The following is a 19,439-nucleotide window of genomic DNA, read 5'->3' as shown; positions in this document are numbered from 1 at the left end:
AGGCCGCATAAGCGGCCTCTTCAGTTTGTTTAACAGCAGGGATTAGTGCTGATGATGCTCTTCCGGATGACCGTGTTCCAGCTCTTCCTTGTTCTTGCTGAAGCGGCGGCGAACCACCACAAAGAACACAGGTACAAAGAAGATTGCCAGAATAGTCGCGGTTACCATCCCGCCCATTACCCCGGTACCTACCGCATTCTGCGCACCGGAACCTGCTCCGGTACTGATAGTCAGCGGCAGTACGCCGAGGATAAAGGCCAGTGAGGTCATCAGAATCGGACGCAAACGCATACGGACCGCTTCCAGCGTCGATTCCACCAGGCCTTTGCCTTCTTTTTCCATCAGGTCTTTGGCGAATTCCACGATCAGTATCGCGTTCTTCGCCGACAGCCCAATGGTTGTCAGCAGGCCCACCACGAAGTAGACGTCATTACTCAATCCACGCACCGTGGTAAAGATCAGCGCACCAATAACCCCGAGCGGAACAACCAGCATAACCGCAAACGGTATCGACCAGCTCTCATACAGTGCCGCCAGACACAGGAACACCACAATCAGAGAGATGGCGTACAGGGCAGGGGCCTGGTTACCGGACAGGCGTTCCTGATAGGACATTCCCGTCCAGTCATAGCCGATTCCCGCTGGTAGCTGAGACGCCAGCTGTTCCATCAGTCCCATTGCTTCACCGGAGCTTTTGCCCGGTGCTGCCTGACCAAGGATTTCCATTGATGGCAGACCGTTATAACGTTCCAGTCGCGGTGAACCGTACTGCCATTTCGCCGAAGCGAAAGCGGAGAACGGCACCATCTGCCCCCCGGAGCCACGCACGTACCATTTATTGATATCGTCCGGCAGCATACGGGAGTCCGCCTGGCCCATTACGTACACCTTCTTCACGCGACCGCGGTCGATGAAGTCGTTGACGTAGGAACCGCCCCACGAAGCACCCAGCGTGGTATTAATGTCAGAGATCGAGACGCCAAGGGCTTCTGCTTTCTCCTGATCGATAGTCAGCTTGTACTGTGGCGTATCTTCCAGACCGTTCGGACGCACACCCACCAGCGTGTCAGGATGTTTGGCCACTGAACCCAGCAGCTGATTACGGGCGTTGGTCAGCGCATCATGCCCCAGGTTAGCCTGGTCAATCAGCTCAAAGTCAAAGCCGGTGGCGTTACCCAGTTCGATAATCGCGGGCAGGTTGAACGGGATCACCATCGCATCTTTGATCGCGCCGAAGGCCTTCATGGCTCGTCCGGCAATGCCGTCGACCTTGTTAGCTGCTCCGTCACGTTCGTCCCACGGTTTAAGGCTGACGAAGGCGATACCGGTGTTCTGTCCACGACCGGCAAAACCAAAGCCGTTAACGGTAAAGACCGAGCGAACGTTATCTTTCTCTTTGGTCAGGAAGTAATCCGTAACCTGATCCAGCACCTTCTCGGTACGCTCCTGAGTTGCGCCCGCAGGCAACTGGGCCTGAGCCAGCAGCAGCCCCTGATCTTCTTCCGGCAGGAAAGAGGTCGGCAGCTTCAGGAACAGATACGCCATCCCCACCACGATCAGCAGATAGATCACCAGATAGCGACCGGTACTGCGAATAATGTGGCCTACGCTGTCGGTGTAGTGATGGGTGCTCTTGTCGAACATACGGTTAAACCAGCCGAAGAACCCGGTAGTCTTGCCGTGGTCGCCTTTTTTGACAGGTTTAAGCATGGTGGCGCAGAGCGCTGGCGTCAGGATCAACGCCACAATAACGGACAGCACCATTGCCGACACAATCGTAATCGAGAACTGACGATAGATAACCCCGGTCGATCCACCGAAGAAGGCCATCGGGATGAATACCGCAGAGAGCACCAGCGCAATACCGACCAGCGCGCCCTGGATCTGTTCCATTGATTTCTTGGTGGCTTCTTTCGGCGGCAGGCCCTCTTCGGACATCACACGCTCGACGTTCTCCACCACCACGATGGCATCATCCACCAGCAGCCCTATAGCCAGCACCATCCCGAACATCGTCAGGGTGTTTATCGAGTAGCCGAAGGCACTGATTATCGCAAAGGTCCCCAGCAACACGACCGGCACCGCAATCGTTGGGATCAACGTGGCGCGGAAGTTTTGCAGGAACAGGTACATCACGATGAAGACCAGTACGATCGCTTCGATCAGCGTTTTCACCACTTCCATAATGGAAATTTTAACGAATGGCGTGGTGTCATAAGGGTAAACGGTTTTCAGCCCGGCCGGGAAGAACGGTTCCAGTTTGGCCAGTTCCGCTTTTACCGCTGCTGCTGTATCCAGTGCGTTAGCGCCCGTTGCCAGTTTGATACCGATACCTGACGCTGGTTTGCCGTTGTAGCGCGCAATGATCTCGTAGTTTTCACCGCCGAGCTCGATTTTCGCCACGTCCTTCAGTAACACGCGCGATCCATCGGCATTAACCTTCAGCAGTATTTTGCCGAATTCGTCGGTCGAGGTCAGACGGGTTTGCGCAATGATCGAGGCATTAAGCTGTTGGCCCGGCATAGGCGGAGATCCGCCCAACTGACCAGCGGCAACCTGTGAGTTCTGCGAGGTAATAGCGCTGATGACATCGACCGGCGTCAACTGATAGTTATTCAGTTTGTGCGGGTCCATCCAGATGCGCATCGCGTACTGGGCACCGAAGATCTGGGTATCACCCACGCCGAGGGTTCGGCTGATTGGATCTTTGATATTCGAGGCCACGTAGTCCGAAATGTCGTTCTGCGTCATGCTGCCATCATCACTGACGAAACCGGCCACCATCAGGAAGCTACTGGAGGATTTCTGAACCTGGATCCCCTGCTGTTGTACTTCCTGTGGCAGTAACGGCGTTGCCAGCTGCAGTTTGTTCTGCACCTGAACCTGGGCGATATCCGGGTCAGTGCCTGACTGGAAGGTCAGGGTCAGCTGTAAAGTCCCGGATGAGTCGCTGTTCGATGACATATACATCAGGCCATCGATACCGTTCATGTTTTGCTCAATAACCTGCGTTACTGAGTCCTGCAGCGTTTTCGCATCAGCTCCCGGGTAAACGGCGCGGATCTGCACTGCCGGCGGCGCAACATTGGGATATTGCTCGATCGGCAGTTTTAGAATCGACAGCACGCCCGCCAGCATAATAATGATGGCGATTACCCATGCAAAGATGGGGCGATCGATAAAGAACTTAGCCATGTATCAGCGGCTCCTGTTTAAGACTGCGGTTGTTCAGACTTTGCCTGCCCGGCACTGTCTGTACTCACTTCCTGCGGGGTAACCTGAGCACCCGGTTTGGCACGCTGAACACCAACGGTGATCACTTTGTCGCCTTCTTTCAGACCGCCGGTCACCAGCCACTTATCGCCGATAGCCTGATCCGTCGTCAGATTGCGCACTTCAACTTTATTATCTGCACCCACCACCATCGCGGTTGCCTGGCCGGTCGGCGTGCGGGTAACCGCCTGCTGAGGCACTAACAGCGCGCTTGGGTTGATTCCCTCATCCAGACGGGCACGCACGAACATGCCTGGCAGAAGAGAGTGGTCAGGGTTAGGGAATACCGCACGCAGAGTGATTGAGCCAGTGGTCTCATCCACGGTCACATCAGAGAATTCCAATGTTCCGGCCTGGGCGTATTCGCTACCATCCTGCAGTAACAGTTTGACCTGAGCTTTTCCGTTGTTTTGTTGTAACTTGCCGGAGTTCAGCTCTGAGCGCAGGCGCATAAAGTCTTCACTTGACTGCGTGACGTCGACATAAAGTGGGTCAAGCTGCTGTACTGTTGCCAGCGCAGTGGTCTGTGCGCTCTGCACCAGCGCACCTTCCGTCACGGAAGATTTGCCAATGCGGCCACTGATTGGTGAAGTCACTTTGGTATAGGCCAGGTTGATACGGGCAGTTTCAACGTTGGCTTTTGCAACCTGTACCGCAGCGGCGGTCTGGCTCGCTGTGGCAACGGCAGTATCATAATCCTGCTGGCTGATATATTTGGTGCCCAGCAGAGGTTTGTAGCGTTTCACGGTCAGGGCCGCGATCTGAGCATTGGCCTGTGCCTGCACTAAATCGCCTTTGGCGCTGTCATAAGCCGCCTGATAAGTAGCCGGGTCAATCTGATAAAGAGATTCTCCAGCCTTGATATCGCTGCCTTCCACGAAATTGCGTTTTAAAATAATGCCCGAAACCTGAGGGCGAACTTCTGCAACACGGAACGAGGAAGTACGACCCGGGAGGTCGGTAGTGACGGTAAGCGGAGCGCTTTTCAGCGTAACAACACCTACTTCAGGTGCCTGCTGCTGTCCGCCTTGCTGCGCTTCTTTATTATCACATCCTGTCAGCACTAAGCTGCCTGAAAGCATCAGAACGGCCGCCAGAGGCGTTATCCCTCTGTTTTTGTTCATAAATAAACCTCGAGTGTCCGATATCGATTGTTCAATGGATCACAAACCCATAAACCCATTGCTGCGTTTAAATTATGGTCGTGCTATGGTACATACATTCGCAAATGTATGTAAGTGCACCTTTTTGTAAAAATCCCCCTATGGCACGAAAAACCAAACAACAGGCATTAGAAACGCGAAATCACATCATTGATGCGGCAATTGAAAGATTCTCCGAACACGGTGTGTCTAAAACGTCACTGGCCGACATCGCCACTGCGGCGGGGGTGACGCGGGGTGCAATCTACTGGCATTTCAAAAACAAAACCGATCTGCTCAATGAAATATGGGCGCAGTCCGAGTCCGGACTGGAAGACTTAGAGCTTGAGTATCAATTAAAATATCCCTCAGATCCACTGTCAGTGATGCGGGCGATGATTTCGTATGTGCTTGAAGCAACAGCCAGGGATACCCGCAGACGTGCACTTCTGGAAATTATTTTCCATAAATGTGAGTTCGTGGGTGAAATGACCACTTTACAGATGATGCAGCAGACTCTGTACCTTGAATGTTACGAGAAGATTGAAGACGTGCTGCGTCAGTGTATGGCCGCTGGTCAACTGCCGGAAAACCTGGATACCCGTCGTACGGCGATAGTGATACGTGGCTACATCACCGGCATCATGGAAAACTGGTTGTTTATGCCGGAAAGCTTTGACCTGGTCGCGGACACTCCGCAACTGGTGGAAGTGCTGATCGATATGCTGAAACACAGCCCTTCATTACGTATTCTCCTGGCCTGACAGGGGGAGCGCTTAACTTTTATCGGCTAATTTTTTTTCAAAATCCCTCTGTACAATAGCCAGCGCAGCCAGCACGGTATGGGGCGCAATGGCATTCTCTTCCAGCAGCATAATCAAATCTACGGCCAGCTTTACTTCTTCCGGGGCGGTTTCAAGCGACATGGCGTTCCTTAATAACTTCAGATCCGCAGTTTTCTGACCAGCAGCACCATAATCAGCGCACCGGCCAGGGCAATCAGCATCGCTCTGGGATCCATTCCGGCCAGCGTACCGTAATCAAAGAAGGCGCTGATATAGCCGCCGATCAATGCACCGACCACAGCGAGGACCAGTGTGGCGACCAGTCCGCCGGGGCGTCCGGGGAAAAAACGCCGGGTGACAAAACCCACCAGTAACCCGATGATGATCCAGGAGAGAAGTCCCATCCGTTGTCTCCAGTCAAAAATGGTATGCAGCTAGTATAGCTAGTGTTCACGTTTTTCAATGGCGCGTTCAATTCTCTTCAGCGCCTGCTGACAACGCTGTAAGCGGCCCTCCTGAGTGGCGATCTCCCGTTGCAGCGTTTGCTGCTGGGCCAGCGTCTCCTGCAGCGCCAGCTGGCTTTCCCGGTCCGCAATCATGGCGCGCAGGCGGCGCTCATAATCCTGATGTTTCGCCAGTTTTTCATAAAGGTTTTCGCTTTCCGGCTCTTCTCGCGTCTCTCCCTTGCGCAAAGTCTGGGTCGCCAGCTCCCGCTGAAGTGCGCCCATCTGCAACACCACCCGTTCAGCCATCCAGGCTACGCGCTCCGTTCGCTGGGCGCTCACACTCTGTTTCAGCTGGTTCAGACTCTGGCGTACTTCCTCCAGATAATCGCCCAGTCGGGTACTGTGGCTGTGGAACAGCTGGCTGTCGAAACGGGCCTTTGGCGTTCTTTTATTCGCATGGGGCGCCACAGCCTGTGCCAGCTCTTCCAGCTTTGCTTCTAACTGCGCCAGCAGGTGGGCACTTTTCATCTTGTTCTCTCCGGTAATCAGCCAGAATATGATACCCTTATCTGAGCTACTTTTGCTTTCCGCGGTTGCATTTACCGGCCGGTTTGCATAGATTTGGTCGTTTTCGTGCGCGGCTTCCCCCCAGATGGTCCGTCAGGCTCTGCGAATCAGTTCGCAAGAGCCTCTGAAGCTGCGCGAGTCAGATTTGTATTTACCAGGCATAACATTATGACCGCAACTGCTCAGCAGCTTGAATTCCTTAAAAACAGTATCAAAAGCATCCCGGATTATCCAAAGCCGGGCATTCTGTTCCGCGACGTGACCAGCCTGCTGGAAGATCCAAAAGCGTACGCACTCAGTATTGAACTGTTGGTTGATCGTTTCCGTGATGCTGGCATCACCAAAGTGGTGGGAACCGAAGCCCGTGGCTTCCTGTTCGGTGCTCCGGTGGCGTTAGGACTGGGCGTGGGTTTTGTTCCTGTGCGTAAGCCGGGCAAACTGCCGCGCAAAACGTTTGCCGAAAGCTATGAGCTGGAATACGGTACCGACCAGTTAGAGCTGCACTGCGATGCGATCGCGGAGGGTGATGTTGTGCTGGTGGTGGACGATTTGCTGGCAACAGGTGGAACGATCGAAGCCACAGCGAAACTGATCCGTCGTGCCGGTGGTGAAGTGAAAGATGCCGCTTTTATCATTAACCTGTTCGATTTGAGCGGGGAAGCGCGCCTGAACGCGATGGGGATTGAGTGCTTCAGCCTGGTGAATTTCCCGGGCCACTAATATCTTCTGGCAGCGAGCTGCTGAAAAAGGCTGGTTACTTTGCGTAACCAGCCTTTTTTATCATCAGAACTTCAGGTTGAATGAAGCAGAAACGGCCTGAGACGTTTCATTGGATGACTTCTGGACGCCGTAGCCCAGACCGTAAGTCATATTGCCTTTCTGCAACTGAATACCGGCGCTGGCCGCGTATGCCGAGCTGTCAGCGATACGGGATTCACTCCATGCTGAGCCGCTGACGCCTTCCATTGACACTTTGGTGCCACTGGTTGTGTCACCGCCGGTCGCGATGTAGGAGAAATCCAGTGCCGGTTTCAGCGTGTAGCCAGAGTCATTCTTGTACTCTTTGCTTAAGCTGACACCCAGCGGCACAGACCACAGAGACAGAGAGTTAGACCCGTTTTTAAACAGCGTTTTCCCTTCACTTGTGGCATTGAAACCGTCGTTTTTCAGCAGGGTATAACGAATGCCAAGGTGCGGCATAATGTCGACGTATTCGGTTTCAAACACATACTCGCGGGTCAGACCGGCGCTGATAATCGTCGATTTTGCATCCCCGGACAGGGTTGAATAACCGGTCACCGGGTCGAGCGATTGCTTCATGCTGTGGCTGACGCTGGAGAAGTTCAGGTCGCCAATCAGGTTCCAGTTCTCTTTGATCCAGCTGCCGTACAGGGAAGCGCCCCAGAAATCGATGTCGTTCTTCACCGGGTAGAGGTTGCCGCTGGCTTTGCTTTTCCCTTTACCAATGTTCAGTGATCCGCCCGTTTTCAGGATCCCACCCGCCTCGGTGATCAGTGTATCCTCACCGCCAATAAAGATGCCACCCAGCCATGTTTTGGTTTTGGCATCAAAGCCTCCAGAGTTATAGCCAGACAGGCGGCTGTTGTCATACAGCAGGGAAGTCCACAGGTTGAACCCTTCTTCAAGCGGTGTGCCTTTGAAGAAGTGTTGTCCCTCTGACAGATGCCTGGACAGGGTTTTCGCGGTGGCTGACATGACCTGGAAGCTGGTTCCGGCCACGTTGGCAATTGAGGCCATATTCACCGCTGATTCGATCAGACGTGCAGCCGTTCCGGCATCGCTGACATAACGGACATCCATCGCTTTCGACACGAATTGCTGTGCCGCATTGTCAGCATTTACATCCACCCCGATCTGGCTGCTCATTGCATTCATCAGGCTGGCCGTCCTGAATGAGAGTCTTGGGAGGCTGGTGCTGAGATCGGCATTTTCAATGGTGATCTGCGTGGCATCCGTTCCGGCGGTCTGTTTCGCGGTCAGCAACCTGCTGGTGGTACTGATGTTGGCATCCTGCCAGGCTGGAGAAACCTCCCCCTGCAGGCCAGACCCGGTTACCGCCGTGAACGTCTCTCCGGCCGTAACGCCGCCATCCGTCATCACCAGCAGGTAGGCGTTTTTATCAATCTGGCCATAACCCAGAGAGAGCGCCGCGTTGCCGGAATCGATATAGGAACGGGCATTGACCACGGTCAGGGAAGAGTCCCCCAGGCCGTAAGTGAACTCATCGCCGCCCACGCGCCAGTTCAGGTCAGGGCTGGAGAGATCCAGAGTCGTGTCGCCGCTCAGGATCAGCTTGCCGTTAAAGGTCAGTTGGCGATCCTGCTGCATCAGCGCCACGTTTTCCTGCCAGTTGTTGGCGTCCAGTTCAGTTGAGCCAAAGATGGCGGTACCGTCACCACTGACGGTCAGCGTGCCCTGATTCGCTTCCAGGGTCTGGCTGGCGTAAGTACCATTGCTGATAGTCAGGCTACCATTATTCAACACGGTGCTGCCAACCTGGAATGTGCCACCACTCTGCAGGAACTGATTTTCTGCGCTGGTCAGGGTATCTGTCAGTGCACTCCACAGATTTGCCACCCCCAGTGTCAGCGTTCCGGCGGTGAAGGTGCCACCGCGGATTTCCAGCAATCCGGCACCGCCCAGTCCCGCTGACTGTACCAGCGAACCGCTGTTCAACACGCCATCTTTGCTGCCATTCAGACCGCCGATCTGGACATCACTACCAATCTGCCCACTGCCGCTCTCAAAGATAGCAGTACCGTCGCCGCCATTGCCTGCCGCGCCGCCGTTGCCCGATCTGCCTCTGGCTCCGTTGGTAATACCACCGTCACCGGCGCTGCCACCCTGGCCCCCCAGCGTCAGCGTACCTTTGTTATTGATGACGCTGTTGGTGAAGGTCAGGGTACCGGATGCACCATCGGAACCATTGCCGCCGGTTCCGGCTGCGGAGCTGCCCTGCAGGGCGCCACCATTACCACCGTTACCGCCGACGCCACCAACCTGGATCCCGCTGGTCACATTGAGCGTACTGCTGCTGACAACCAGTGAGCCTGCACCCGCTGTGCCGCCATTGCCTGCGTTACCGCCTTTGCCGCCCGCTGCACCGGCACCTGCTGATGCAGTGACGTCAACGGCACCGGATTTTCCGTTCGTCCCGCTGTTTCCGCCGTTGCCACCGTTGGCACCATTGCCACCAAGAGCAACTGACTGCGCGGTTACGGCGCTGTTAGTCAGCGTCAGTGTACCTGCGCCGCCGTTGCCGCCGTCAGCACCCTGGCCGCCGTTGCCACCCGCTCCGGCCGTTCCGCCGTTTCCGCTGTCACCCACTTCACCGGTGATATTGGTGTCAACGTAATCCTCAGAGGTTTTACCTGCATCGCCGCCCTTACCGCCGGTCGCGCCGTTGCCGCCGTTGGAACCTGCACCGGCATTACCACCAAGTGTTAACGCACTTTTGACGGTCATCGTGGTGCTGTTCAGCGTCAGGCTGCCAGTGCCGCCTGATGCACCGTTTGCACCACTGCCGCCGTTACCGCCTTTCCCGCCGTTGCCGCCTTTCCCACCATAACCAGGCAGACCACCTGCGGCCTGAAGGCCATCCACACCAGCTTCGCCGCCGCTGTTACCTGCGCCGCCGTTTCCGCCAGCCTGGCCCGCTTCTCCGCTACTGGCATTGCCACCTGTTCCGCCAATCGTGGCCGTCGTGGTGGTAAAATTACTGGAGGTGATGGTCAGGTTGCCGTTACCGCCAGCAGCACCGACGCCGCCGTTGCCGCCATCCGCGCCATTACCGCCGTTACCGCCATTTCCTCCGTCGCCGCCATCGCCACCGGAACCTGTCGAGCCACCATTGCCACCGTTACCTCCCGCGCCGCCGGTTCCTCCGGCCGTTCCTGCTGAGGCCTGGCCTGCGGCTCCGCCTTCACCACCGGCACCGCCAATTTGCAGTGTACCGAGCTGGCCTTTTACATTGCGTAAAGCAGAGGTTGCATCCGTTCCGGCAGCACCATCATTACCGTTGATGCCTGAAGTGCCACTGGCGGCATTTCCGCCGGTTACTCCATTACTGCCGTTACCTCCGCTGCTGGCACCATTGGCATTAGCCCCGCTGCTGCCATTGCTTCCGTTCGTGGCCCCCCCTGCGCTGCTGGCTGAGCTTCCGCTGCCGCCACTTCCACCCTGAGTCCCGATGGCCACATCTTCACTGGCATAAGTGATATTCATCGTTCCAAGAAAAGGAAGACTGATAATGGCGATCGTATTGATAGCTTTAATAAAGGGATGATGGGAGCTTACAGCGAGAAGGGTGGGGCCCTTTTTGGCATTTTGTTTTTGCATTTTTATATTCCATTATCTTTTTGTTAACAAGGTATTAAGTGTATCCGTTACACTGATTATTATAAAAATCGACTATTATCATAGGGTAGTAAAAAACATTAAAATCGAAAATATACTATTCACGCTGATTTCAAAGGGTAATTTATTTTATCATTCCGATGTCTTTTTGGGTCCAAAATAAAATAACACCTTTTCTTTCTTCTTTGATTTTAATTAGGACAGTTAGAAATTGATACTGTTTATTTTAATGATTATCAGGTTATTATTGGGTTTATTTGGTTTGAATTTGTGAATCAGGTTCTGATTGTTGTTAAATGTGCTTCCTGAAAGTCTGGGGTGGTGGCCTTCATTGGCATGATTTACTCAAAGGTATAGGAATGGCATCAAACGTACTGGTACACTGTCGCGAAGTAACGAATCAAGGCTAAACTGCGGTTTAACGAGGTTTAGGTCAATTATTTATCCATCAACGATGAAGTGTTAATGAGCTATCAGGTACTGGCCCGCAAGTGGCGTCCGCAAGCGTTTACAGATGTTGTCGGTCAGGAGCACGTTCTGACCGCGCTGGCTAATGGCCTCTCCCTTGGCCGTATTCATCACGCTTATCTGTTTTCCGGTACGCGCGGCGTGGGCAAAACCACCATTGCCCGGCTGCTCGCTAAAGGGTTGAACTGTGAAACCGGCATCACTGCCACCCCCTGTGGGCAATGCGATAATTGTCGTGAGATCGAACAGGGTCGCTTCGTTGACCTGATTGAGATTGACGCCGCCTCACGTACCAAAGTTGAAGACACCCGGGACCTGCTGGACAACGTCCAGTATGCGCCTGCCCGCGGCCGCTTTAAGGTCTACCTGATCGATGAAGTTCATATGCTTTCGCGGCACAGTTTCAATGCGCTGCTAAAAACGCTGGAAGAGCCTCCGGAGCACGTGAAATTCCTGCTGGCAACCACCGATCCACAAAAACTGCCGGTTACCATTCTTTCCCGCTGTCTGCAGTTCCATCTTAAGGCACTGGATGTGGCGCAGATCCGTGGTCAGCTGGAGCACGTTCTGCAGGAGGAGAAGATTGCAGCGGAAGCTCGGGCGCTGCAACTGCTCTCCAGAGCGGCCGACGGCAGCATGCGTGATGCGCTGAGCCTGACGGATCAGGCGATTGCTATGGGGCAGGGGCAGGTGACCACGGCCACCGTAAACGATATGCTCGGCACGCTTGATGACGAACAGCCGCTGGCGATGATTGAGGCGCTGGTCAATGCTGAAGGCGAGCAGGTGATGTCACTGCTTAACCAGGCCGCTTCGCGGGGCGTGGAGTGGGAAGCGTTACTGGTGGAAATGCTGACGTTGTTGCACCGTGTGGCGATGATCCAACTGCTGCCCTCGGCGTCCGGCGACGATTTTGCCGCTGTAGAACAGCGTCTGCGCGAACTGGCCAGAGTATTACCCCCTGCGGATGTCCAGCTTTATTACCAGACTCTGCTGATGGGGCGTAAAGAGCTGCCGCTGGCACCGGATCGTCGTATGGGTGTGGAGATGACGCTGTTGCGTGCGCTGGCCTTTCATCCTAAACAGGTGATTGCCGAACCGGTGGCCCGCCCTGCAATGATCCCACAGGCCCAGCCTTCACCAGTTCAGAGCAGACCTGCCGTCGCCCCGGCCGCCGATACGCCGGCCCATACGGTGCAGGCGGCAGAGCCTCAGGCGAATTTGCCTGATACCACCAGCCAGCTACTGCAGGCGCGAACACAGTTAATGCGCCAGCAGGGAGTGACCAAACCAAAAAAGAGTGAGCCGGCAGCGCAGAATGCGCGGCCGGCAAGTTCGGCACTGGAGCGGTTGGCTTCAGTTACCGAGCGCGGTCAGAAGCGGCAGGCTGCCGCTGAGCCTGCCGTGCCGGTAAAAAAAGAAGCTTATCGCTGGAAGGCGCAAACCGCCGAAGTGAAGCCAGAACCGGTAGCCACGCCAAAGGCTTTACGCACGGCGCTGGAGCATGAAAAGACCCCGGAACTGATGGTGAAACTGGCGGCAGAATCGCAGCAGCGTGATGCCTGGGCGGCGGAAATTGCCGGGCTGACGCTGCCGAAACTGGTGCAGCAACTGGCGCTGAACGCCTGGAAAGAGCAGACAGAAAGCGGTATCACACTGCATCTTCGCTCCAGCCAGCGCCACCTGAATACCCCTTCGGCACAGAAAGTTCTTACCGAGGTGCTGAGCGAGGCGGCAGGTCAGCCGGTTGAATTAACGCTGCTTGAAGACGATAATCCCGCGGTGTTAACTCCGCTGGAGTGGCGTCAGAAAATTTATGAAGAAAAGCTGGCGCAGGCGCGTCAGTCAATTATCGCGGATAATCATATTCAGACGCTGCGTCGGTTTTTCGATGCAGATGTGGATGAAGAGAGTATACGGCCCCTTTGAAACGCTGCGCTTCCGGGCGCGGCCCGATCTGAGAGAGAAAACTATGTTTGGAAAAGGCGGACTGGGTAACCTGATGAAGCAGGCCCAGCAAATGCAGGACAAGATGGCGCAGGTGCAGGAAGAGATCGCGGCGCTTGAAGTCACCGGCGAATCAGGCGCGGGCCTGGTGAAGGTCACCATCAATGGCGCACACAACTGCCGTCGCGTGGAAGTGGATCCCAGCCTGCTGGAAGATGACAAAGACATGCTGGAAGATCTGATTGCTGCAGCCTTTAACGATGCAGCACGTCGTATTGCTGAAGCGCAGAAAGAAAAAATGGCTGGCGTATCTAACGGGATGCAGCTGCCGCCTGGCTTCAAGATGCCGTTCTGATGCAAACCAGCCCGCTCCTTGAAAGCCTGATGGAGTCGCTGCGGTGCCTGCCCGGCGTCGGGCCGAAATCGGCCCAACGCATGGCCTTCCAGCTACTGCAGCGTGACCGCAGCGGCGGGATGCGCCTGGCGCAGGCCCTGACACGTGCGATGTCTGAAATTGGCCACTGTGCTGACTGCCGGACATTTACCGAGCAGGAAATTTGCACCATCTGTGCCAATCCGCGCCGTCAGCAAAACGGCCTGATCTGCGTGGTGGAAAGTCCGGCGGACATTTATGCCATCGAGCAGACCGGGCAGTTCGCCGGTCGCTACTTTGTGCTGATGGGCCACCTTTCCCCACTCGATGGTATTGGTCCCAATGATATCGGACTGGACCGGCTGGAACAGCGGCTGGAGAAAGAGACGATTCAGGAAGTGATCCTCGCCACCAATCCCACGGTGGAAGGGGAGGCGACCGCAAACTACATCGCTGAAATATGCGGGCAGTATGGCGTTGAAGCCAGCCGCATCGCTCACGGCGTACCGGTTGGCGGCGAGCTGGAGATGGTTGATGGCACCACGCTGTCGCACTCTCTTGCCGGGCGACACAAGATTAGATTTTAGTCATTCAGCGGCACGATCCATCGTGCCGTCTTGAAATCCTGCCAACTGCCCCCATTCTTCACCTCAACCTATACCAATACGTTTCCGATGAGGTAGCAATGACCATGAAAGGACAAGAGACGCGTGGCTTCCAGTCAGAGGTAAAACAGCTTCTGCACCTGATGATCCATTCCCTCTACTCAAACAAAGAAATCTTCCTGCGAGAGCTGATCTCCAACTCCTCTGATGCCGCCGACAAGTTGCGCTTCCGCGCTCTGTCAACGCCGGATCTCTATCAGGGCGACGGCGACCTGCGCGTAAGGGTTTCTGTTGATAAGGAAAACCGGACCCTGACGCTGAGCGACAATGGCATCGGGATGACACGTGACGAAGTCATTGAAAACCTGGGCACTATAGCCAAATCCGGCACCAAATCCTTCCTGGAGTCGATGGGCTCGGATCAGGCGAAAGACAGCCAACTGATCGGTCAGTTCGGCGTCGGTTTCTACTCCGCGTTTATCGTGGCCGATAAGGTTTCCGTGCGTACCCGTGCAGCCGGTGCCAGCGCCGATGAAGGTGTGTTCTGGGAATCAGCGGGCGAGGGTGAATACACCATCGCCGATATCAGCAAAGATGAGCGGGGAACCGAGATCACCCTGCACCTGCGTGAAGGTGAGGATGAATTCCTCGATGCCTGGCGCGTGCGCAGCATCATCAGCAAGTATTCCGACCACATTGCGCTGCCGGTGGAAATCGAAACCCGCAACGAAGAAGACGACACCACCAGCTGGGAGAAGATCAACAAAGCCCAGGCGTTGTGGACCCGCAACAAGTCGGACATCAGCGAGGAGGAGTACAAAGAATTCTACAAGCACGTCTCCCATGATTTTGCCGATCCGTTGACCTGGAGCCATAATCGGGTGGAAGGGAAGCAGGAATACACCAGCCTGCTGTATATCCCGACCCAGGCTCCGTGGGATATGTGGAACCGCGACCACAAGCACGGCCTGAAACTGTACGTGCAGCGCGTGTTTATCATGGACGATGCCGAACAGTTTATGCCGAACTACCTGCGTTTCGTACGTGGCCTGATAGATTCCAGCGATCTGCCGCTGAACGTCTCCCGTGAGATCCTTCAGGACAGCCGCATTACCCAGAACCTGCGTAACGCCCTGAGCAAGCGTGCGCTGCAGATGCTGGAAAAAGTGGCGAAGGATGACGAAGAGAAGTATCAGCAGTTCTGGCAGCAGTTCGGCCTGGTGCTGAAAGAAGGCCCGGCGGAAGATGCGAATAACATCGACATCATCGCTAAACTGCTGCGTTTTGCTTCCACCAGCAGCGAAGGGGCAGTACAGACCGTGTCGCTGGAAGACTATGTCAGCCGCATGGTTGAGGGTCAGGATAAGATTTATTACATCACTGCTGACAGCTATGCGGCAGCGAAAAGCAGCCCGCACCTGGAGCTGTTCCGCAAGAAAGGCATCGAAGTGCTGCTGCTGTCCGATCGCATTGATGAGTGGATGATGAGCTACCTCACCGAGTTTGACGGCAAGTCGTTCCAGTCCGTCAGCAAAGCGGACGAGGCGCTGTCTAAGCTGGCCGATGAGGAAGAGAGCGAAGAGCAGAAAGAGGCACAGAAGGCGCTGGAGCCGTTCGTGGAGCGCGTGAAGGCGCTGCTGGGTGACCGCGTGAAGGAAGTGCGTCTGACGCATCGCCTGACCGATACTCCGGCGATTGTCACCACCGAAGCCAACGACATGAGTACCCAGATGGCGAAGCTGTTCGCTGCTGCGGGTCAGGACGTACCGGAAGTGAAGTATCTGTTCGAGCTAAACCCGGATCACGCGCTGGTTAAACGTGCTGCGGACACGCAGGATGAAACCCGCTTTGCGGAGTGGGTTGAGCTGCTGCTGGATCAGGCGATGTTTGCCGAGCGCGGCACGCTGGAAGATCCAAACCTGTTTATCCGCCGCATGAACCAGCTGCTGCTGGGCTAATTGTCGCCGGCACCTGAGTGGGCGAACAAATTCGTCCACTCAGGGAGCAATAATTGATCCACGGGCGGCGTTTATTCCGCCCGCTTTCTCAGCCGACCATCCCCGCTTCTTCCAGCAGCCAGCGCCGGAACATCTCAATTTCCGGCTCATCTTTGCGCGTCGCTTTCACCATCATCCAGGTCGCCCTGTCCACTTCAGCAAACCCCAACGGCGCAATCAGCGTACCTTCCCGGATCTCTTTCTTCACCAGAATCTGCGGCGTCATGATAATTCCCAGCCCGTTTCGCGCGGCCTGGATCCCCAGGGTCAGATTATCGAAGTGTTTTCCCGCCCAGAAATCCCCCTTTGCCCCGGTTTTCTTTGCCCATTCCGCCCAGGCATGCAGTTTGGTATCGGCATGCAACAGAGGCAAGGTGGAGAAGTCGCTGGCATAGGTGACGTGATAGCCAAAATCTGGCGAGCAGACCGGCCCGATATAATCGACGGTGATCAGCGTGGCGGCAATATCCTCCTGCACGCTCTGTTCATGGCTGAGGATCAGCACATCGGTCTGTTTGCTGCGTACTTTGTCAATCTCCACATGTGTCTGAAAGGTCAGGGCAATATTTTTGTGCCGTTCACTGAAGCGGCTGATGCGCGGGATCAGCCGTTGAGCCAGGAAGCTGGGCGCGCAGGAGACCGAGAGGCTGTTGAGATTGCTGGCGCGGATCTTCTCGCAGGTCACCTCAATTTCCCGAAAGGTCTGTATACAACACACTTTCAGGCGTTCGCCCTCTGAGGTGAGCTGCACCCGCCCGCTGGCCCTCAGAAACAGCGGCTTACCCAGCCACTCTTCCAGTTGCTTGATTTGATGGCTGACGGCGCTGTGGGTGACGTTCAGCGACTGGGCAGCCTGGCTGAAACTCTGGTGCAAAGCTGCCTGATGGAAGTAGTGCAGGGCGCGGAGTGAGGGAAGGTCGGGCATCATCGATCTCTGTGAGAAAAACTAACAGGGAGTGTCTGTTTATATCAATTTAAAGTCCAGCCTCTTTTCCTTACTCTGGCCTGCGTGACGGGGATACCTGCACGACAGCGAAACGACACCATCCGGGAAAGGGATCGCACACAGCACCCAATTTCCTGATATCTCGTCAATGACAGCCAGTTGCAGGTTGAAGGAAGGTAAAAATGAAAAAACACTATTCCGGAAAACCATGGCCCGTCATTTTTTTGGGTGGTGAAGGGAAACAGTCAGTGGCATGTTATTTGATGTTACAAGGTATCCCTGTTCACATCACGTCGGTACATCACTTTTCCCGGTTGCAGCGTAGATGAGCATTCTCGTCCGCTGTGCCGCCATCATTATTCAGAATCGCTCCCTGTTGCTGGTTCGTAAGCCAGATTCGCCGCTTTTTATGCTGCCCGGTGACCAGCCTGCTGCCGGTGAAGATCACCTCAGCTGCCTCAGGCGCGAGCTGTACGAAACGCTGAGGGGAGAGATCCAGACCTTCCGGCCCTTTGGTTTGTTTTTCAGCCGTGACGCGCAGGGATCTCTGACGATCGAAAATCACGTTTATCAGGTTGGTCTGAGTGGTCAGCCCGCGCTTGACATAAACATCCTCGCGATGGCCTGGGTCAATCACCGCCAGCCACCTTGCGAAATCCCGATCGGCCCGGTTTATCGCGACAACGTTATGCCACTACTTTATCAACAAGAGTTAATCGACTAATGGACGCTTCTTCCTTTTCTCCCCAGCTGCGTCAGCGCCACGGTGAACACTTTTACCTGCAGGCACGCATGAAAAGAGATGAGCTGCGGGAAAAGCTGTCCCGGCTCTACAAGCTGCAGGATTACGATATTTTTTTTGTTCAGTCGGTCCGGGTCGGGCTGGTGATCCTTTCACACCTGTTTCATAAGCAGGAGACTACGCTGTGCCTGGCGAAACACGCCCATTTTCAGACGGTCAGCGAGCTGTTTCACCACCCGGCTTCGCAGTTTAACGAGCCAGGTAATGCGCCAATCATCACCCATGTGAACCCTTACACCGGCACGGTGAACTCACTGAGTCACTGCAAAGGAAAGGGTGTCGTGGATGCTTCGCAAAGTTTCGCTACCAACCTGCACAGTACTCTTACTGCACACAGCTCCATTTTTGTCGCGCCGCTGCACAAGCATGCTTCACTGGCCGTCGGTCTGGCGATTATTGCGCTGCGTCCGGGAGATTTCAGTACGGTACTGCGCAGTGAGCTGAGGCTGTTTGAAGAGTCAACCGCCTCCAGCAAACCACTGGATGAAGCGCTGTGCACGATTCAGAGCGGGAGCTGGCTGCCTTATAACGTGGCCCAGGTCAGAAAAGTTCAAATGAGGGATGTGGCGGGGATGGATTTTGTCTCCATCAGCGATCCCAATCTGCCGTTCAGCTGTTTCACCGTGCCTTCACTGAGCGAGGTTTTGCAAAAGCAACTGAAAGCAGCAGGGGCCAGCTACTTTACTCACTCGCGCACGCTTCGCCTCTCCTGCTGGTCCAGAGGGGAGGGTAAAAGGCGTGTCGATATGACCGATGAGGTTGAACAAACCCTCAGCCGCTTGTGGGCGCTCTGAGCGAGCAATTTATAGCCGATTTTCCGAAAAGTGTATTTATCTCCTTTTGATCCCTTACGGGAGGACAGGTGTGGCAATCAAGCGTTGGCTATGCCTTCAGACCTGCAGAGGGGAGCATCCAGAGGCTGTCACCGTGGAGGATAACCGCCGGGTTCCTTGTGGATAAAGGGCCGAGATGGTATGTTCTTGGCCTGGATAAATTGATCATTTAAGCGATTCGCAAGGGGATTTACGCAATGCGTATTATTCTGCTCGGTGCACCGGGTGCAGGTAAGGGGACTCAGGCTCAGTTTATTATGGAGAAATACGGTATTCCGCAGATCTCTACGGGCGACATGTTGCGTGCAGCAGTCAAGGCAGGCAGCGAACTGGGTAAACAAGCCAAAGAGATCATGGACGCCGGTAAACTGGTAACCGACGAACTGGTTATCGCGCTGGTGAAAGAGCGTATCGCTCAGGATGACTGTCGGAACGGCTTCCTGCTGGACGGTTTCCCACGCACCATTCCTCAGGCCGATGCCATGAAGGAAGCCGGGATTAAAGTTGACAACGTGCTGGAATTTGCCGTGCCTGACGAACTGATCGTTGAGCGCATTGTGGGCCGCCGCGTGCATGCTCCATCTGGCCGCGTGTATCACGTCACCTTTAATCCACCAAAAGTGGAAGGCAAAGATGATGTGACCGGTGAAGAGCTGACCACCCGTAAAGACGATCAGGAAGAGACCGTGCGTAAGCGCCTGGTGGAATACCATCAGATGACTGCTCCGTTGATTGCTTACTACAGCAAAGAAGCGGCCGCCGGTAACACCGCGTATCATAAAATTGACGGTACCCGTAAAGTCTCCGAAGTCAGCGCTGAGCTGGCGAAGATCCTCGGTTAAGAGATCGGGGGCCAGGCCTGCCTGGCCCCTACTGCA

The 19,439-nt window shown here is 55.1% G+C and carries 16 protein-coding genes and 1 other annotated feature; of the genes, 9 read left to right on the top strand and 7 right to left on the bottom strand.

All coding sequences use genetic code 11. The annotated features are described in order from the left end of the window. Positions 1 to 42: 42 nt before the first annotated feature. Together GSQ70_RS18235 and GSQ70_RS18230 are read right to left on the bottom strand one after the other, a co-directional pair. Positions 43 to 3,195 (bottom strand): efflux RND transporter permease subunit, encoded by a 3,153-nt coding sequence (locus GSQ70_RS18235; protein ID WP_158783857.1) that lies wholly within the window; start codon positions 3,193 to 3,195, stop codon positions 43 to 45. Between the two features lie 17 nt (positions 3,196 to 3,212). Continuing rightward, on the bottom strand, positions 3,213 to 4,397 hold the full coding sequence (locus GSQ70_RS18230; RefSeq protein WP_158783856.1) for an efflux RND transporter periplasmic adaptor subunit: 1,185 nt from the start codon (positions 4,395 to 4,397) through the stop codon (positions 3,213 to 3,215). Positions 4,398 to 4,537: 140 nt separating this feature from the next. On the opposite strand from GSQ70_RS18230, the gene acrR reads away from it, so the two are divergent. Next, positions 4,538 to 5,179 carry a multidrug efflux transporter transcriptional repressor AcrR gene (gene acrR / locus GSQ70_RS18225; RefSeq protein ID WP_158783855.1) on the top strand — a complete coding sequence of 214 codons (642 nt, stop codon included), beginning with the start codon at positions 4,538 to 4,540 and terminating at the stop codon, positions 5,177 to 5,179. Between the two features lie 12 nt (positions 5,180 to 5,191). On the opposite strand, the gene rsmS is transcribed toward acrR, so the two are convergent. The 3 genes from rsmS to priC are packed head-to-tail and all read right to left on the bottom strand — an operon-like array spanning position 5,192 to position 6,174. After that, positions 5,192 to 5,341: a pleiotropic regulatory protein RsmS gene (gene rsmS / locus GSQ70_RS18220; RefSeq protein ID WP_158783854.1), complete on the bottom strand. Its 150-nt coding sequence runs from the start codon at positions 5,339 to 5,341 to the stop codon at positions 5,192 to 5,194. A 17-nt stretch (positions 5,342 to 5,358) separates the two neighbouring features. Beyond that, a complete protein-coding gene (locus GSQ70_RS18215; protein WP_158783853.1) occupies positions 5,359 to 5,604 on the bottom strand; it encodes a GlsB/YeaQ/YmgE family stress response membrane protein in 246 nt (81 codons plus the stop codon). A gap of 39 nt (positions 5,605 to 5,643) precedes the next feature. Continuing rightward, complete coding sequence (gene priC / locus GSQ70_RS18210; RefSeq protein ID WP_158783852.1) at positions 5,644 to 6,174, bottom strand: primosomal replication protein PriC; 531 nt, start codon at positions 6,172 to 6,174, stop codon at positions 5,644 to 5,646. Positions 6,175 to 6,381: 207 nt separating this feature from the next. On the opposite strand from priC, the gene apt reads away from it, so the two are divergent. Beyond that, the gene (apt, locus tag GSQ70_RS18205) at positions 6,382 to 6,933 is read left to right on the top strand and encodes an adenine phosphoribosyltransferase (protein ID WP_158783851.1); all 552 of its coding nucleotides are present in this window, start codon (positions 6,382 to 6,384) and stop codon (positions 6,931 to 6,933) included. A 63-nt stretch (positions 6,934 to 6,996) separates the two neighbouring features. Here apt and GSQ70_RS18200 read toward each other — a convergent pair whose 3' ends face one another. Next, the gene (locus GSQ70_RS18200) at positions 6,997 to 10,572 is read right to left on the bottom strand and encodes an autotransporter outer membrane beta-barrel domain-containing protein (protein WP_158783850.1); all 3,576 of its coding nucleotides are present in this window, start codon (positions 10,570 to 10,572) and stop codon (positions 6,997 to 6,999) included. Between the two features lie 483 nt (positions 10,573 to 11,055). Here GSQ70_RS18200 and dnaX point away from each other — a divergent pair, with 483 nt between their 5' ends. The 4 genes from dnaX to htpG all read left to right on the top strand — a co-directional run bounded on the left by dnaX (position 11,056) and on the right by htpG (position 15,941). Then, positions 11,056 to 12,987, top strand: coding sequence for a DNA polymerase III subunit gamma/tau (gene dnaX / locus GSQ70_RS18195; protein ID WP_158783849.1), 1,932 nt, complete (start codon positions 11,056 to 11,058; stop codon positions 12,985 to 12,987). After that, positions 12,332 to 12,393: a sequence feature (DnaX frameshifting element), on the top strand. (Overlaps the previous gene by 62 nt.) Positions 12,988 to 13,030: 43 nt before the next feature. Continuing rightward, positions 13,031 to 13,360: a YbaB/EbfC family nucleoid-associated protein gene (locus GSQ70_RS18190; protein WP_158785365.1), complete on the top strand. Its 330-nt coding sequence runs from the start codon at positions 13,031 to 13,033 to the stop codon at positions 13,358 to 13,360. Next, positions 13,360 to 13,965, top strand: coding sequence for a recombination mediator RecR (gene recR / locus GSQ70_RS18185; RefSeq protein ID WP_158783848.1), 606 nt, complete (start codon positions 13,360 to 13,362; stop codon positions 13,963 to 13,965). Before GSQ70_RS18190 ends, recR begins: the two co-directional genes overlap by 1 nt. A gap of 98 nt (positions 13,966 to 14,063) precedes the next feature. Beyond that, on the top strand, positions 14,064 to 15,941 hold the full coding sequence (htpG, locus tag GSQ70_RS18180; RefSeq protein WP_158783847.1) for a molecular chaperone HtpG: 1,878 nt from the start codon (positions 14,064 to 14,066) through the stop codon (positions 15,939 to 15,941). A gap of 88 nt (positions 15,942 to 16,029) precedes the next feature. On the opposite strand, the gene GSQ70_RS18175 is transcribed toward htpG, so the two are convergent. Further along, on the bottom strand, positions 16,030 to 16,905 hold the full coding sequence (locus GSQ70_RS18175; RefSeq protein WP_158785364.1) for a LysR family transcriptional regulator: 876 nt from the start codon (positions 16,903 to 16,905) through the stop codon (positions 16,030 to 16,032). A gap of 346 nt (positions 16,906 to 17,251) precedes the next feature. On the opposite strand from GSQ70_RS18175, the gene GSQ70_RS18170 reads away from it, so the two are divergent. The 3 genes from GSQ70_RS18170 (at position 17,252) to adk (ending at position 19,403) form a co-directional block, all read left to right on the top strand. After that, complete coding sequence (locus GSQ70_RS18170; RefSeq protein WP_158783846.1) at positions 17,252 to 17,650, top strand: NUDIX domain-containing protein; 399 nt, start codon at positions 17,252 to 17,254, stop codon at positions 17,648 to 17,650. Continuing rightward, entirely contained in the window at positions 17,650 to 18,522 is an 873-nt protein-coding gene (locus GSQ70_RS18165; RefSeq protein WP_158783845.1) for a DUF6024 family protein, read from the top strand. The genes GSQ70_RS18170 and GSQ70_RS18165 overlap by 1 nt, the downstream gene beginning before the upstream one ends. Positions 18,523 to 18,758: 236 nt before the next feature. Continuing rightward, a complete protein-coding gene (gene adk / locus GSQ70_RS18160) occupies positions 18,759 to 19,403 on the top strand; it encodes an adenylate kinase (protein WP_158783844.1) in 645 nt (214 codons plus the stop codon). Positions 19,404 to 19,439 lie beyond the last annotated feature (36 nt).

Source organism: Pantoea sp. BAV 3049 (genome assembly GCF_009765445.1).
Lineage (GTDB): Bacteria > Pseudomonadota > Gammaproteobacteria > Enterobacterales > Enterobacteriaceae > Erwinia.
Note: the sequence above shows the minus strand (reverse complement) of the source record. Positions and strands in the feature narration are given on the sequence as shown.